This is a genomic window from Leptotrichia sp. OH3620_COT-345 (assembly GCF_003932895.1).
Classification (GTDB): domain Bacteria; phylum Fusobacteriota; class Fusobacteriia; order Fusobacteriales; family Leptotrichiaceae; genus Pseudoleptotrichia.
The window spans coordinates 49,103-64,488 of record NZ_RQYW01000004.1; the positions used below are offsets into that span (position 1 = coordinate 49,103).

Genomic DNA, 15,386 nt, shown 5'->3' on the forward strand with positions numbered 1-15,386 from the left:
TAATAGATATAATTCAATTTATTTTACATTATAACAGAAAAAATAATATTATTTTTTAAAATATTTTTCTTTTTCAAAAAATATGCTATAATCTTTCATATATTTTGAATGGAGGATTTTATGGGAAGACACGGTACAATAGCAGGGCGTAAGGAAGCACAGGACAGAAAAAGAGCAGCATCCTTTACTAAATTTGTCAGACTTATCACAGTTGCGGCGAGAAACGGAGCTGACCCCGAATATAATGTAGCTTTAAAGCATGCCATTGAAAAAGCGAAAGCTATAAATATGCCTAATGACAATATTATGAGAGCGGTAAAAAAAGGTTCAGGAACTGACGGTTCTACAGCATATGAATCGTTAAACTATGAAGGTTACGGACCGGGAGGAGTCGCTATAATTGTAGAAGGTCTTACAGATAACAAAAACCGTACTGTTTCATCAATAAAAACCGCTTTTGACAGAAACGGAGGAAATCTCGGTGTTTCAGGCTGCGTTTCCTATATGTTTGAAAGAAAAGGTGTAATTATAATAGAAAAAACTGATAAAAATGTAGAAGATGAAATAATGGATATTGCCCTTGAAGCAGACATGGAAGATATGCAGACTTATGATGACAGTTTTTATATTACAACTTCCACAGACAGTTTTGATTCGGTTTCTTCAGCTTTGAGAAATGCAGGATATGAACTGATAGAAGCGGATATTGAATATGTTCCGTCAATAGAAGTGGAAACTCTTTCTGAAATCGATCATGAAAAACTGAAAAAGCTTATAGATGTTCTTGAAAATGACGATGATGTACAGAAAGTTCATCATAATTATGCAGGAGAATTTTAAATCCAATAACAAGAGCTGGATGAAAAAAAATTTGATAATCTTAAAGAATTCTGAGTTGTATTAACTTTTTTAAGTTATCCGATTTTTTCATGTCCATTATCGGCATTAATCCTACATTATCAAGTAATATTAATAAAAAATTAAAAAATAGAAAATATAATACCGGAAATGATAGATGATTTTCAAAATAAACAATAAAAATAACAAACTCCAATAAATAAAGTATGAAGTTAAAAAACTTTAAAATACTTTACTTATTTTTATAGAATTTCAAAAATATATTTTTTAAAGATTAAATAAAACAAATTGATTATAATTTAATAAAATATTTAAAATTAAAAACACCTAACAAAGTTTTTCTTGATTACTTATATTAGGTGTTGTATTTTATTTAAAAATTCAATTATAAAACAATTTTTACTTTAAAATTATTCTCCTGTCTGTTTTATTATCCCGGCACGGTATGCAATAAGCAATTTTTTCAATTCACTTATCTGATTTTGTATTTCGTATCCTATATCCGTATCTTTAACTTTTATAATTTCCTTCATTTCACGGAATACAATAGTTGAAGATAAAATATCCGCACCTTCCTTTATTGCTTTTTCCTTAGATTCAAAGGGAGCAAGAGATATTATTTTTATTCCGTATGAATTGTATATCATCGTATAACCGGCTATGCCTGTTGTTTTTCTGTAAGCTTTCGAGAATCCTCCGTCTATCATAAATAATTTTCCATTAGCTTTAACAGGTACTTCTCCTTCTTTAACTTTTACAGGAACGTGACCGTTAATAATATGTGAATTCTCAGGATCCAATCCAAATTCTGATAAAATCATTTTACATACTTTTTCATCATTAATAAAAGTATAGTATGGATTTTTATTTTCTTTATGAGTTTTTTTATTATCAATAAAATATCTTTCAAACGTTTTCATGATATCTTTTCCAAATAAAGGAGAATTTCCATTACACCATAAATACCAAATAAAATCTCTATTACTCTTGTCTCTTTGATTGTTTTCCTTATTAAAAAATTCTTCTCTTATTATACTTTCAATTTTATCAAGATATGATTTTCCTTTATATAATTTACCTTTTATTTTTACTTCGGTCAGTTTTCCCTCCTTATCCATAGGTATACATCCATGATATAAAAGATTGGAATTATATTTTAAGTACATTGAACCTTTATTAAGAAGAAAATTTAAATGTCTCTGTAATTTTTCACTGTTCATAAAAGAATCTTTCAGTTTTTTCATTACTTCTCTTTCTTCTTCTGTAAGCTCAAAAGGATCAGCAGGATTTACAGTCGGAAAATTAGTATCGTTTAATGGATATTCTTTCCCTTCAATAATAACTGTTCCTTTTTCGTATTGTATCATTTTCAAAAGTTCTCTGTCTTTCATTTCAAAGTCGGGATTTCTTTCGGAACACTTTCCTTCTATTTTAAATTGAATAATGGTAATTGCCTTATGAATCTGAGTTACAAGACTTTCACCTGAATTATCATTTGTCTTAAAACTTACACATTCGTCATTTCCATAATTTTTCATCGAAAAAGTAGCAAGAGGAAGTAGATTTATTCCGTAAGCTTCTTCAAGAATATCATTGTTATTGTATCTTGAACATATTCTGACAACATTTGCAATACAGGCTTCATTCCCCATTCCCGCTCCAATCCATAACAGGTCGTGATTCCCCCACTGAATATCTACATTATGATATTCCAGAAGACAATCCATAATAAGATGAGGAGCGGGACCTCTGTCATATATATCACCAACAATATGTAATCTGTCTACTGCCAGTCTCTGTATTAATATACTTACAGCTTCAATAAATTCCTTTGCATAATTTATTGATATAATTGTGTCTATTATTGCATTAATATAATCTTTTTTATTTTCTTCATCTTTTCGTTCGTATAACAACTCCTGAATAATATATTCAAAATTTTTCGGTATTGTTTTTCTTACTTTCGATCTGGAATATTTTGTAGAAAGTTTTTTGCATACTTCTATTAGCTGGAATATAACCTTTTTTGCCCATTCATCAATATCTCCGTATTTTTCTTCAATGAGATTATATTTGGACTTGGGGTAATAAATTAGTGTAGCCAACTCTTTTTTTTCACTTTCGGTTAAAGTTCCCCCGAAAATTTCTTCAATTTCTTCTCTAATATTTCCTGAAGCATTTCTAAGAACATGATTAAATGCCTCATATTCTCCATGAATATCCGAAAGAAAATGTTCCGTTCCTTTAGGTAAATTCAATATAGCCTCTAAATTAATAATTTCTGTGGAAGTTTCTGCAATATTCCGAAAACTTTTGGAAAGCAGTTTTAGATATTTTAATTCCGACATTTTTCCTCCATAAAATTTATATATAAAAAGGTTACCCCCCTATAGAATTAAAAATTCATTAGTGAGATAACCTATTTTTATCCTTCTCTTAAAGCCAACGGCATTGTAAAGTAAAGGGATTTATCACTTTCTTCATCTTTTACAAGTACGGAACTTTTCGAGTTCATCAACTTAAGTTCCGTTACTTTTCCGTCAAGGATAGAAATATAATCCAGTAAAAACTTGACATTCAGCGAAATTTTTAAATCTTCTCCTTCCTGAATAGTTGCAAGTTCTTCCTTTATTTTTGCATTTTCATTTATTCCCGTCAATATAAGCTTATTATTTTCAAAATTAAAAATACCTCCGTTTTTTGCATCTTTATTATCTCTTACAAATATAAGAGTTCTTTTTAGGACTGATAAAAAATCCTTTGTATTGAGCAGTATTTTTTTATCATGTTGAGCGCTTTTCAATATTGACTTGTAATCAGGGAACTGAAGCTCAATAACTCTTGTAAGAATCTCTACATTGGAAAATTTCAAAAATACTTTCGTTCCGTCAGATTTAAAAATTATGCTTTCTTCATCTATAAGACGCATTATTCTTATTAAACCGTCTATTGTCTTTAAAGGAATGCTTACACTCAGACCTTCTTTATTTCTTTCATTTTCTTCAAGTTCTTCTTCAATATATGTAAGCCTGTAAGTATCTGATGAAACAAGCTTCAATTTATTTTCCTCAATCTCAAGTCTTATACAGTTCACGGCAAGATTTTCAGGATCAGTCGAAGCTGAAATTTTTACATTTTCTATATAATTTAATAATTTATTTTTGTTAAATGTGTATTCTACTCCCAAATCAATTTTTGTCTGAACGGGGAAATTTTCTGCATCATATATTGAAAATTCAGTATTTGTACTGTCCGTTTTTATAATTAATTTCCCCTGTTCTTCCATTAATTCAATTTTTTCATCTAAAATTTGCTTTAAAAATTCTTCGATTAATTTATGTTTTATTACAATTTTTCCTTCAGAAGCTATATCTCCTGATATTTCAGTATTTATGGATAATTCCAAATCTGTACCCTTTAAAATGATTTTATTTTCTTTCGCTTCTATATATATTCCTGAAAGAACTTCTCTTATTTTATTTTCTGTCACAGCATTTTCAACTATTTGTATCGCTTTCAGCAGCTCTTTTCTGTCAACTTTTACATTAAGCATTTTTTTCTCCTTTACTTTATTAGTTCTGTATCTTTAAAATATTTCTTTATATTCTTTAAAATGATTTTTTAATTTAGTTATCGCTTTTTTTTCAATTTGTCTGACTCTTTCCCTGGTAATATTGAGCTCAGCTCCGATTTCTTTCAATGTATGTATCTTATTGTTATAAAGACCGTATCTCAACTCCAATATTTCTTTTTCCCTATCTGTAAGGATATTTTCAAGAAGTTCTCTCATTTCTGATAACTGATCTTCTTTTATTATTTTTTCTTCTACATCATCAGTATGACCGACAATATCCTCCAAATATATATTATCACCTATTGTTTCATTCAATGACATAACATCCTGAAATTCATTTAAAAGAAGAATAACTTTACTTTCTTTTAAATCCACTTTATCTGCTATATATTCAGTTGAAGGGGATTCTCCAAATTTTGCCGTATACTCGGTAATAACTCTGTTTACTTTTGCCAGCTGTTCATATTTATACGATGGAATTCTTATATCTCTTCCGGTATTTATAATAGCCTTTTTTATGGACTGTTTTATCCACCATACTGCATATGTACTGAATCTGTGACCTTTTTCATAATCAAACTTGTTTATCGCTTTTATTAGCCCGATATTCCCCTCACTTATCAAATCAATTAGAGGTAAGCCATTACCTAAAGATTTTTTAGCTGTACTTATGACTAATCTTAAATTTGATAATATTAAAAGCTGTCTTGCCTGTTCATCATTTTCTTCTCTAATTCTTCTTAATAATTCATATTCTTCTTCTTTAGACAACAAATTAAATTTTTGAATGTCACTCAAGTATAAAGAAATTAAATTTAAATTGTTTTCTTCCATATATCTCTCCATATAGTGCACTTTTTATTTATGTACTGATAATAACTTAAATAAACTCAGATCTTAGATCTCTGCTCATAAAAGTGGACGCCAGCTCTGAAACGGGCTTTTCATTGTAAATAACTTCATAAAGTACAGAAAAAATAGGAGCCTTTATATTTTTTTCCTTTATTATGGAATTAAGAGCCTTTATCGTCTCGGCTCCTTCAGAAACCATTTTCATATTTGCTACTATATCCGATATTTTCTTTCCTTTACCCAGTTCTTCTCCTACAAATCTGTTTCTGCTGTGTTTGCTTGTACACGTCACAATAATATCACCAAGTCCTGAAAGACCCATAAAAGTTTTCGGATCGGCATTGTAGTATTTTCCAAATTCAAGTATTTCATTTAACCCCCTTGTAAGAAGTGCAGCTTTTGTATTATCTCCATAACCCATACCGTCTGCTATTCCCGCTGCTATTGCCAAACAGTTTTTCAATGCCCCTCCGAGTTCAGCTCCTACAAGATCAGTACCTGTATAGACTCTTAAATATGAGGTACTGAAAATATTCTGTATTTCCAATGCGGACTTTTCATTTTCCGATACCGATAAAATTGCCGAAGGCAGCTTTTGAGCCACTTCTTCTGCATGAGTAGGACCTGCCAGTAATACATAATTGTATTCTTTTCCATCCAATTCTTCTGCGACTACTTCGGAAATTCTTTTATTTGTTGAAACTTCCATACCTTTTGCAACATTTACTATTATTATATTATAATCCAGACAATTTTTCAATCTTTTTAATATATCTCTTAAAAATTGAGTGGGAGTTGCCAGTAAAAGAACATCTATCTTACTGTATTTTTCAGTATTTTTTAACACTTCACAGTAATCATCAGCTATAATAAGCTTTTCAGGAAGCTTTATTCCGGGCAGTAACAATTTATTTTCTCCTGTTTCTCTCATTACATTTCTTATTTCTTCATTATATTCCCATAAATACACTTTATTCCCGTTTTCAGACAGCAACCTTGAAAGGCAAGTTCCCCAGCTTCCTCCACCTATGACAAGAATATTTTTCATAATTCACCAACTTTCCGCAAAGTTCCGCTATTTTTATTTTTTATTTATCGTAAATTTCGATTCAGTTCCGTTTCTTATTCTTTCTATATTGCTTCGATGTTTCATTACTATAAGGATAGCTATTCCCAATCCAAAGACGGTAATAGGAATATTTCTATAAAAAGCATATATAAAGATAGGTAAAGATGATGCTCCTATTATTGATGAAAGAGATACATATCTTGAAATTCCGAATACTGTAAAAAATACGACTGCTGTTAATAATAAAGCTACAGGAGCTAAAACTGTAAAAACACCCACTGTTGTAGCAACCGCTTTTCCTCCTTTAAATTTCATAAATATTGAAAAACTGTGTCCTATAATTGCGGCTATTCCTACAGCAATCGCATCTGTATTTGAAATACCCGTAAGATTTTCAAGTGTATCAGCATGAGCTAACAATGCAACTCCTGTAGGCAAAGCTCCTTTACATATATCAAGGATTAATGTCAATATTCCCAACTTTGCACCTAATACCCTTGCCGCATTTGTAGAGCCTGTATTCCTGCTCCCATGCTCTCTTACATCTATTCCTTTAAAAACCTTTCCTATCCAGAGAGCATTGGGAATACTACCCAAAAAATATGCCGTTATCCCTAATAAAAATGTATTCATCTTTATAACCTTTCCTTTCCGTAAATTCCAGTCAAATAGTTTAAAATTTATTCGGTTTTTTTACTGTACTTTCATTTAATTATCTTCTGAAATGTCTGATTTACTTCTTTCATTTTCTTTTATTATCAGCTTTCTTAATTCTCTAAATAAAAATATCATCAGAACTATTGCAAATAACAAATCTGTGAACGGTTGGGCATACCATACTCCATCCAGTTTCCATACATGTGAAAAGATTATAACTACAAGAAGAAATATTACAACCTGTCTTAAAAGATTCAAAGTTACTGAATATCTCGGTCTGCCTGTTGCCTGAAAGTAGTTGGGCAGTATAATTCCTAATGAAGCCGGAATTATAAGGGAAAAATAAATTCTAAGTGCTTTTACTCCCTCTTTCAATCCCTCTTTTGTACTTTTTTCATTGAAAAAAAGTATGAGCTTTTTTGGAAAAAGCATTATTATTACCCAAAATACAAAAGAAAGAAGAAGTCCTGAAAAAATTCCGGTCAAAAGTGATTTTCTTACTCTTCTGTAATTTTCTGCTCCATAGTTGAATCCTATTATAGGTTGAATCGCCTGTGCAGCTGAATATACAGTCATAGTCATTATCGGAAGATAAGAATTTATAATTGTCATAACTGCTACTCCGTAAGTTCCTCCGTTAGTTTCAACTATTTTATTTGTTATAAGTCCTACCCCCGAACTTGCAAGCTGCAATAAAAACGGAGACATTCCTATTACAAAAATATCTTTTACTATATTCGGAGAAAGCTTCAGATTTTTAAATTTTAATCTTAATGATATAATATCCTCCAATTCATATCCGAATAAATTTATTTTAAAGGGAAGTTTCCCCGCTATTATAAAGTACATTACAAATAATGCAGATATTATATTTCCTATTAGCGTGGCATAAGCGGTTCCTTCTATTCCCGTTTTCATTATCATTATTGCTACATAATCAAGTATAATATTGATTACAGCTCCTAAAATCATTGAAAACATAGCTACTCTCGGGGCTCCTGCCGCACTAAGCATATTCGTAAATCCATAAGAAAAAAATAACGGAAATATTGCATAAAGTATTATTTCCAGATATGTTCTTGCATAGGGAAGCGTCTCACTGTTTGCTCCTGAATATATGAGTATTTCGTCAAGGTTTATTTTCAAAAGTATAAACAAGATAAGTCCGAGTATTGCAAAAGTTGTTAAAGCATTCCCCAGTATTTTTTCAGCATCTTCTTCTTTTCTCTGTCCTAACCTTATTGAAACTATTGTTCCGCTTCCTACCCCTACAAGCATAGCAAAAGCTATAAATATCATAACAATATAAAAAGACACTCCCGCTCCTGCCAAAGCCTGCTCATTTATTTTTCCTACAAAAAACCTGTCTACTATATTATAAAGCACAATTACAATTGAACCTATAAAAGTCGGTACAAAATATTTTATAAATAGCTTAAAAATAGAACTATTTAATAATTCTTCCCGTTTCTTTTCCATAAATATTTTTATCCTTTTTTGTTTTTAATTTTTTATAATGTTTTGATTATTAATTTTTTTTATTAAATAATCGGTTATTTTGTCCAAAACTCCTTTTCCACCAAGTTTTTCCCTTTCTTTTTTTAGCTCTTCCACTATGTTTTCTTTTTCTTTTTCCATTTTTTCACATTGTCTATGTAATTTTTCCGAACTGAAATTTTCCTGAAGAAGTTCAGGATATATTTCCTTTCCGGCATTCAGATTCGTTAATGAGATATATTTTATATTTACTATTTTTCTTGCAATAAAAGCATTTATCGGAGATGTCTTATAAACAGTTATTACAGGTAATCCCATAAGAGACAGTTCAAAAGTTACCGTTCCCGATGTAGCAATTGCATATTTAAATTTATTTCTTAATTCCTGTATTGAATCAAAACTTATTTTCAAATTATTCATTTCATTCAAATTTATATTAAGTTTTTTTTCTATGTTTTCTATATAATTCAAATGTGATTTATCTGCAAGCTTCATTATAAATTTTTCATTTTTCATTTTTCCACTTTTAATCAATTCCGCTATAACAGGTATAAACTTTTCTATTTCCTGCTTACGACTTCCCGGCAACAAAAGTATGTCCGTTCCTAATTTATCGGAAAATTCATACTTATCTGTCAATGGATTTCCGAAATATTTCACATTTAACCCTGATTCCTTTTCTATTCCGTCAAAATATTTCTTTTCAAAAGGAAAAATGACAATTACTTCATCAAATTCTTTCACAATTCTTATTCTTTTTTTACCCCATGCCCATATTTTCGGAGGAATATAATATACCGTTTTTATAAAAGGCAGATTTTTTTTAAGTAATTTAAAAAATCTTAAATTAAATCCTCCAAAATCTACAAATATTACTGTATCAATATTGTTACTTTTTATATAATGAATATATTCCGATGCTTTCTGCTTAAAATACTTATACTTTTTCAACGCTTCCACAAACCCCATTATATCATTATCTTTTATATGAGTTACTTTATTTGCTCCCGCATTTATGGATTTATCACCTACCACTCCATAAAATTCAATATTAGAAGCTTTTTTTCTTATTTCTTCTATAATATAAGATAAATGAAGATCTCCCGACATTTCACCACACGATACGAACACTCTTTTTATATCATTCATACTTTATTCCCTTTATAAAAATTTTATTTTTATTTGCATAGTCAATAACCTGCTTCTGATCTATAAAAAGCATTTTATTCGCTTCGATAATTATTCCTTTTGCTTTTATTTCCACTACTTTTTTTATTGTTTCCAGTCCTATTGTTGGAATATCTATCCTATAATCCTGATTTTTTCTCGCCATTTTAACAACTATACAGTTTTTACCTGCAAATTCTCCTGCACGTAATATTGTTTTATCAGTTCCTTCTATCCCCTCAAGAGCAACTACCGACTCATCTTTTGCTACGACTGTCTGCCCTGCATCTATGTCCGTGAGCACTTTTGCGGCTTCTATTCCTATTTTTACAGTTTTTTGATCATTTGCCGTAGGAAATATTTTTGTATAGTTAATCTCTTTCACTATGTAATCATCTAAAAGATAATTTTGAGGTAAGACCGTTATATTTTCAGATTCTATATAATTTATAACAGCTTTTAGTATATTCTTGTCTTTTTTATTTTTAGCTGAAAGCAAAATTTTTGTCGCTGTAAAATCAAATTTCAAATTTGAAAAAATGAGATTTTTTTCAACTTTTCCAAGCATAACAATATGGGAAAGTCCGTTTTTCTTAAAATAAGAAATTATCTTCCCCGGTTGTGCTACACTATATTTTATTGAATTTTCATATAATTTTATACTTTCTTCCACACTATCGAATAAATAGACGGAAAATACTTCCATTCCTTTTTTTTGGCATTGCCTTAAAAATAATTCAGGCAGTTTCCCATTTCCGGCTATTAAGCCTACCTTATTCATTATCTTGTAATTCCTCTTTTACTTTTTCTTATAAATTCGACTACTTTCATTGCCTCATCAAAATCTTTATAATCTCTCTCAAGTATTTGTAGAGCTTCTTCCAATTTCAACTTTTTCTTAAATATAATTTTATATATCTCTCTCAAAGTTTTTATCTGCTCTTCTGAAAACCCTCTTCTTTGAAGTCCTACAATATTTATATATACGGCTCTCGCTTTATTCCCTTCTGACAGCATGTAAGGGACTACATCCTGAGTTACTGCCGAACAACCTCCTATCATGGCATGCCTTCCTACTCTTGTAAACTGATGAACAGCTGTCAATCCTCCAACAACCGCATAATCCTCCACTTCAACATGACCTGCAAATGTTGCTGCGTTAGCAAGAACACAGTTATCTCCTATGATACAATCATGAGCAATATGTACATATGCCATTATAAGACAGTTATTTCCGATTCGCGTTTCATATTTATCATCGGTCCCCCTGTGAATAGTTACAAATTCTCTTATTTTATTATTATTTCCTATGACTACTTTTGTTTTTTCCCCTTTAAATTTTAAATCCTGAGGAACTTTTCCTATTGATGCGAAAGAAAATATGTAATTATTCTCTCCTATTATTGTTTCCCCGTCTATTACAACATGGGATTCCACTGTTGTACCGTTTCCTATTACCACTTCGGGACCTATAACCGAATAGGGACCGACCGTTACATTCTCTCCGAGCTTAGCTTCCTCAGCTATTATTGCCGTAGGATGTATATTGTTCGTACTCATAATCATACCTCTCCTATAATTTTATTATTCAATTACAGTTCCTGTATTGCAAACATTAAATCTGCTTCACTTACAACTGCTCCGTCAACAGTACATTTCCCTTTGGCAACTATTACATTTCTTTTTACTTTTATTTTTTCCACTTCAATTCTTAATTGATCTCCCGGCACAACCGCCTTTCTAAATTTACATTTATCTATTGACATAAATAACGGTATTTTCCCCGGTTCAAGCATAAGCAGTCCTACTGCTTGCGCCATTGCTTCCACTTGTAAAACTCCGGGCATTACAGGTTTTCCCGGAAAATGTCCGTTAAAAAATTCCTCATTCATTGTTACATTTTTTATTGCTACCAATGTTTCAGTTCCATTCTTTTCAATCACTCTGTCTACTAACAGGAACGGATATCTGTGAGGTAGTATTTTCATAATATCTTCTATATTCATTACTGGTTCCATTTTTTGTAATATGGTAAAATTACCATATTCTCCTTTCTTTTATATTTAATATTTTATTTATTTTTATGTTATATAATTTCTTAAAACTTTGTATTTCCTAATGTTTTTGTTAAAATATTTTATAGTTTTTCTATTTTTTTCTATTTTTGTTACTTTTATATATAAAGTGATAAAACCATTTTTTACAGTTAGCTTTTTTTGTATTTTGTAAAATTTTTTTATCATAAATATTTTCAAAGTATCAAATTTCTCTCCATATTATATTTAATTTTTCAATAAATTACAAATTAATTTTATTTATTTTTTAAAATCCCGATATCAATTTTTATTTTTATTCAGATTTACTTTGAAAAAATTTTATATTCTTCGGCTATAAGTTCCGTCAACTTGGCATTTATATAGTGTCCTGCCTTAACTGCAATTATGTGACCTTTTACAGGTATACCCAATACATAAAGATCTCCGATAATATCTAAAATTTTATGTCTCACAAATTCATCAGAATATCTGAGTCCTTCAGGATTTAAAGGACCATTTTTTCCGACAACTACAGCATTTTCAAGACTTCCCCCTAAAGCCAAATTGTTTTTTTTCAAAAAATCTATTTCATAGTCAAAGGCAAAAGTTCTCGATTTCGATATTTTTTCAATATAATCATCAATATTTACATCTATTTCAAAATACTGGGATTTTAAAAAGCTGTGATTGAAATCTATTGTATAAGATATTTTAAATCCGTCATAGGGCAATGCTAAAACATATTTTCCATTTTTTTCATCTTTAAAAATAACCGGCTTTTTTATCACAATGGGCTCAATTTCACTTTCAAATTCCTTTATTCCCGCTTCCTGCAGCTTTTCCATAAACTGTATGGAACTTCCATCTAATATAGGTAATTCATTTCCGCTTATTTCCGCTGTTATATCAGTTATCCCCGAAACTGAAAGAGAAGACAGAAAATGTTCTATTGTATGTACTTTGATATCATCATGATTTTTTATGTTTGTTCCTCGTTCTAAGTCAAATAAATTTTTATAACTTACTTTTATAATGTTGTCTTTATCTGTAATATCCGCTCTTTTAAAAATAATACCTTGATTTTCTATCCCGGGTTTTAAAATTAGTTTTATTTTTTCTCCTTTATGAAGTCCGATACCATTTATTTCAACTTCATTTTTTATCGTTTTCCTTTTCACTGAATTACCTCCGGTATTTTAAATTTAAAAATTTTTCTATTCACTTTTTAAAATTTTTTCTGCAAGTATTAATGCTATTTTCTTTTCTCCCACAGGAAAATCAATAATTAGGCTTTTGGAGTCAATACTTTTTATTTTCCCTTTTCCGAATTTAATATGTATTACTTTGTCCCCCACTTTGTATTTCAAGTCATGTCTGTGTTTCAACTCAGGAGTTCTTACGGATTTTATTGAAAAAGGATTGAAATTTTCTATTTTTGTTTTCTTCTTACCGTCTACAACTGTCATTTTTTCCATTTTCTTAGTAAATTTTGCAAATTTTTCAGAAAGGTATTCCAAATTATCCTGTTTCATTTCATAAATAAACCTCGACGGTTTTATCATAAAGTTCATCTGTCCCCATACCATTCTTTCGGATACATGAGAAATGAAAAGTTCTTTTTTCGCTCTCGTTACCGCCACATAACAAAGCCTTCTTTCTTCTTCAATATCCTCTTCAGGTGTTTCAAAATTACATGACGGAAAAAGTCCGTCTTCCATTCCTGCAATAAATACATAATCAAATTCAAGACCTTTTGAACTGTGTACAGTCATAAGTTTTACAAAATTTTCCTCATTTTCCATTTCATCAGTAGATGTACTGAGAGATACCATATCCAGATATTCATTTAACGAAAGTCCTTCATTCCGCTTTTGAGCTTCAGTTATACTATTTAAAAGCTCTTCGATATTTTTTACCCTGTCTTCTTTGTTATCTTCTATCGAGTCAATGTACTTAGTTTTTGACAAAACTTCATCAAATACTTCTTTTACAGATAATTCATCCAGACTTTCATAAATTCCCTGCATCATATTATAGAAATTTGTAAGAGTTTCTTTCACGCCTGCTCTTATTCCCGCTATTTCATCTGTAAACTTAAGGGCATCCAACATTGAAAGTCCCTTTTCTTCTGCAAGAGACCCTATCTTTTCCAAAGTTTTATCCCCTATGGAACGTTTAGGAATATTTATAATTCTTAAGAAATTATGGTTATCATTCTTATTGTTCAAAAGACTTAAATATGCTAAAATATCTTTAATTTCTTTTCTCTGGAAAAATTGCATTCCGCCATAAATTTTATATGGAATATTTGCTCCGAGAAGTTTTTCTTCAAGAACTCTTGACTGGGCATTGGTTCTGTATAAAATTGTCATATCTTTATAAAAACACCCTCCTGAAGATTTTGACTTTATGTTTTCGACTATATAGTCAGCTTCATTGTAGACATTTTCCGCATTGAATATTTTGATTTTTTCTCCCTGTTCACCGTCAGTCCAAAGTTTTTTCCCTTTGGAACTTTTATTATTTTTTATAATTTCATTGGCCACATCAAGTATTCTTTTTGTAGATCTGTAATTTCTTTCAAGTTTTACTACAAAAGCATCGGAATAATCTCTTTCAAAATTCAATATATTATTTATATTTGCTCCTCTGAAAGCATATATACTCTGATCTTCATCTCCTACTACACAAATATTCTTATATTTTGAAGCAATCATATTTATTATTTGATACTGAATATCATTAGTATCCTGATATTCATCTACAACTATGTACCTGTATCTGTCCTGGACTTTTTCAAGAACGTAAGGATCTTCCAACAGTTTTCTGGCATTCAAAAGTAAATCCGAAAAATCCATTGCATTATTTGCCTTTAAAATTTGGTTATACTTTACATATATGTCATAAAATATTTTATTGGCAGGTAATTTTATGTCTATTTCATCTTCCAGTTCCGCTGTTCCTATCCCCTGTTCTTTCAGTTTACTTATTCTGTTGGCAATTCTACCTGATGCAAAGTCGTCATCTTTTATATCCATTTCTCTTTTTATTTTAGTAATTATCGTTTTCTGATCATCTATATCATATATATTGAAATTTCTTCCATAACCTATTCTTTCAGAATAAGTTTTCAGCAGTCTTACTGAAAATGAATGAAATGTCGATACTACAAGGTTATACGAATCGGCACCTATTAATGCTTCAGCTCTTTCCTTCATTTCTTTTGCCGCTTTATTCGTAAATGTCAACGCCAGTATATTTAGTGGCGAAACATCTTTTTCTCTTATCATATGAGCTATTCTGTATGTAACTGTACGTGTTTTCCCGCTTCCTGCACCGGCAAGTATTAAAATAGGACCGTCTATTTTTTCCGCCGCTTTTCTCTGTTCACTGTTCAATTCATCTAAAATACTCATTTTTCTACCTTTCTTTTTCATCTGCTAAATTAATATTATTTATATGTTCCTAATTTTCAATAATAAAATTTAAAATATATTTATACTTGTATTATGCTTTTATACTTATATCATTGTCATTATATCACAATCGACAAATAAAAAAAAGGGCAGAGACTAAATATCGAATTTATAAAAAATCTCCCTAAAAATTAGAGAGATTTTCTGAAAAATTATATATTTCCTAATAGTATATCCATTAAGTCCTTATAACTCTTAAA

General features: G+C 30.1%; 13 protein-coding genes. 1 reads left to right on the forward strand and 12 read right to left on the reverse strand.

Going from position 1 to position 15,386, the window contains the following annotated elements:
- Nucleotides 1-120: 120 nt before the first annotated feature.
- A complete protein-coding gene (locus EII29_RS03550; protein WP_125236169.1) occupies nt 121-840 on the forward strand; it encodes a YebC/PmpR family DNA-binding transcriptional regulator in 720 nt (239 codons plus the stop codon).
- Nucleotides 841-1,268: 428 nt separating this feature from the next.
- Here the strand turns inward: EII29_RS03550 and EII29_RS03555 are convergent, their stop codons facing one another.
- The 12 genes from EII29_RS03555 to EII29_RS03610 form a co-directional block, all read right to left on the reverse strand.
- Nucleotides 1,269-3,206: a fructose-1,6-bisphosphatase gene (locus EII29_RS03555; protein WP_125236170.1), complete on the reverse strand. Its 1,938-nt coding sequence runs from the start codon at nt 3,204-3,206 to the stop codon at nt 1,269-1,271.
- A 77-nt stretch (nt 3,207-3,283) separates the two neighbouring features.
- Nucleotides 3,284-4,411: a DNA polymerase III subunit beta gene (dnaN, locus tag EII29_RS03560; protein ID WP_125236171.1), complete on the reverse strand. Its 1,128-nt coding sequence runs from the start codon at nt 4,409-4,411 to the stop codon at nt 3,284-3,286.
- Between the two features lie 33 nt (nt 4,412-4,444).
- Nucleotides 4,445-5,266 (reverse strand): RNA polymerase sigma factor RpoD/SigA, encoded by an 822-nt coding sequence (locus EII29_RS03565; protein ID WP_125236172.1) that lies wholly within the window; start codon nt 5,264-5,266, stop codon nt 4,445-4,447.
- 46 nt (nt 5,267-5,312) lie between these two features.
- On the reverse strand, nt 5,313-6,332 hold the full coding sequence (locus EII29_RS03570) for an NAD(P)H-dependent glycerol-3-phosphate dehydrogenase (RefSeq protein ID WP_125236173.1): 1,020 nt from the start codon (nt 6,330-6,332) through the stop codon (nt 5,313-5,315).
- 33 nt (nt 6,333-6,365) lie between these two features.
- A complete protein-coding gene (plsY, locus tag EII29_RS03575; RefSeq protein WP_125236174.1) occupies nt 6,366-6,986 on the reverse strand; it encodes a glycerol-3-phosphate 1-O-acyltransferase PlsY in 621 nt (206 codons plus the stop codon).
- A 75-nt stretch (nt 6,987-7,061) separates the two neighbouring features.
- A complete protein-coding gene (locus tag EII29_RS03580; RefSeq protein ID WP_125236175.1) occupies nt 7,062-8,489 on the reverse strand; it encodes an MATE family efflux transporter in 1,428 nt (475 codons plus the stop codon).
- Nucleotides 8,490-8,513: 24 nt separating this feature from the next.
- The gene (lpxB, locus tag EII29_RS03585) at nt 8,514-9,656 is read right to left on the reverse strand and encodes a lipid-A-disaccharide synthase (RefSeq protein WP_125236176.1); all 1,143 of its coding nucleotides are present in this window, start codon (nt 9,654-9,656) and stop codon (nt 8,514-8,516) included.
- The gene (locus tag EII29_RS03590; protein WP_125236177.1) at nt 9,649-10,455 is read right to left on the reverse strand and encodes an LpxI family protein; all 807 of its coding nucleotides are present in this window, start codon (nt 10,453-10,455) and stop codon (nt 9,649-9,651) included. Before EII29_RS03590 ends, lpxB begins: the two co-directional genes overlap by 8 nt.
- The gene (lpxA, locus tag EII29_RS03595) at nt 10,455-11,234 is read right to left on the reverse strand and encodes an acyl-ACP--UDP-N-acetylglucosamine O-acyltransferase (RefSeq protein ID WP_125236178.1); all 780 of its coding nucleotides are present in this window, start codon (nt 11,232-11,234) and stop codon (nt 10,455-10,457) included. Before lpxA ends, EII29_RS03590 begins: the two co-directional genes overlap by 1 nt.
- Before the next feature lie 32 nt (nt 11,235-11,266).
- On the reverse strand, nt 11,267-11,692 hold the full coding sequence (gene fabZ, locus EII29_RS03600) for a 3-hydroxyacyl-ACP dehydratase FabZ (protein ID WP_125236179.1): 426 nt from the start codon (nt 11,690-11,692) through the stop codon (nt 11,267-11,269).
- A gap of 341 nt (nt 11,693-12,033) precedes the next feature.
- Nucleotides 12,034-12,888: a UDP-3-O-acyl-N-acetylglucosamine deacetylase gene (gene lpxC / locus EII29_RS03605; RefSeq protein WP_125236180.1), complete on the reverse strand. Its 855-nt coding sequence runs from the start codon at nt 12,886-12,888 to the stop codon at nt 12,034-12,036.
- Between the two features lie 36 nt (nt 12,889-12,924).
- The gene (locus EII29_RS03610) at nt 12,925-15,126 is read right to left on the reverse strand and encodes an ATP-dependent helicase (RefSeq protein ID WP_125236181.1); all 2,202 of its coding nucleotides are present in this window, start codon (nt 15,124-15,126) and stop codon (nt 12,925-12,927) included.
- Nucleotides 15,127-15,386: the final 260 nt, after the last annotated feature.

Excerpts from the sequence above, each read along its gene's own strand:
- EII29_RS03565 (WP_125236172.1), bottom strand. The coding sequence starts at position 5,266 with ATGGAAGAAAACAATTTAAATTTAATTTCTTTATACTTGAGTGACATT.
- EII29_RS03550 (WP_125236169.1), top strand. The coding sequence starts at position 121 with ATGGGAAGACACGGTACAATAGCAGGGCGTAAGGAAGCACAGGACAGA.
- plsY (WP_125236174.1), bottom strand. The coding sequence starts at position 6,986 with ATGAATACATTTTTATTAGGGATAACGGCATATTTTTTGGGTAGTATT.
- lpxB (WP_125236176.1), bottom strand. The coding sequence starts at position 9,656 with ATGAATGATATAAAAAGAGTGTTCGTATCGTGTGGTGAAATGTCGGGA.
- fabZ (WP_125236179.1), bottom strand. The coding sequence starts at position 11,692 with ATGGAACCAGTAATGAATATAGAAGATATTATGAAAATACTACCTCAC.
- EII29_RS03610 (WP_125236181.1), bottom strand. The coding sequence starts at position 15,126 with ATGAGTATTTTAGATGAATTGAACAGTGAACAGAGAAAAGCGGCGGAA.
- EII29_RS03555 (WP_125236170.1), bottom strand. The coding sequence starts at position 3,206 with ATGTCGGAATTAAAATATCTAAAACTGCTTTCCAAAAGTTTTCGGAAT.
- dnaN (WP_125236171.1), bottom strand. The coding sequence starts at position 4,411 with ATGCTTAATGTAAAAGTTGACAGAAAAGAGCTGCTGAAAGCGATACAA.
- EII29_RS03580 (WP_125236175.1), bottom strand. The coding sequence starts at position 8,489 with ATGGAAAAGAAACGGGAAGAATTATTAAATAGTTCTATTTTTAAGCTA.
- lpxA (WP_125236178.1), bottom strand. The coding sequence starts at position 11,234 with ATGAGTACGAACAATATACATCCTACGGCAATAATAGCTGAGGAAGCT.
- EII29_RS03570 (WP_125236173.1), bottom strand. The coding sequence starts at position 6,332 with ATGAAAAATATTCTTGTCATAGGTGGAGGAAGCTGGGGAACTTGCCTT.
- EII29_RS03590 (WP_125236177.1), bottom strand. The coding sequence starts at position 10,455 with ATGAATAAGGTAGGCTTAATAGCCGGAAATGGGAAACTGCCTGAATTA.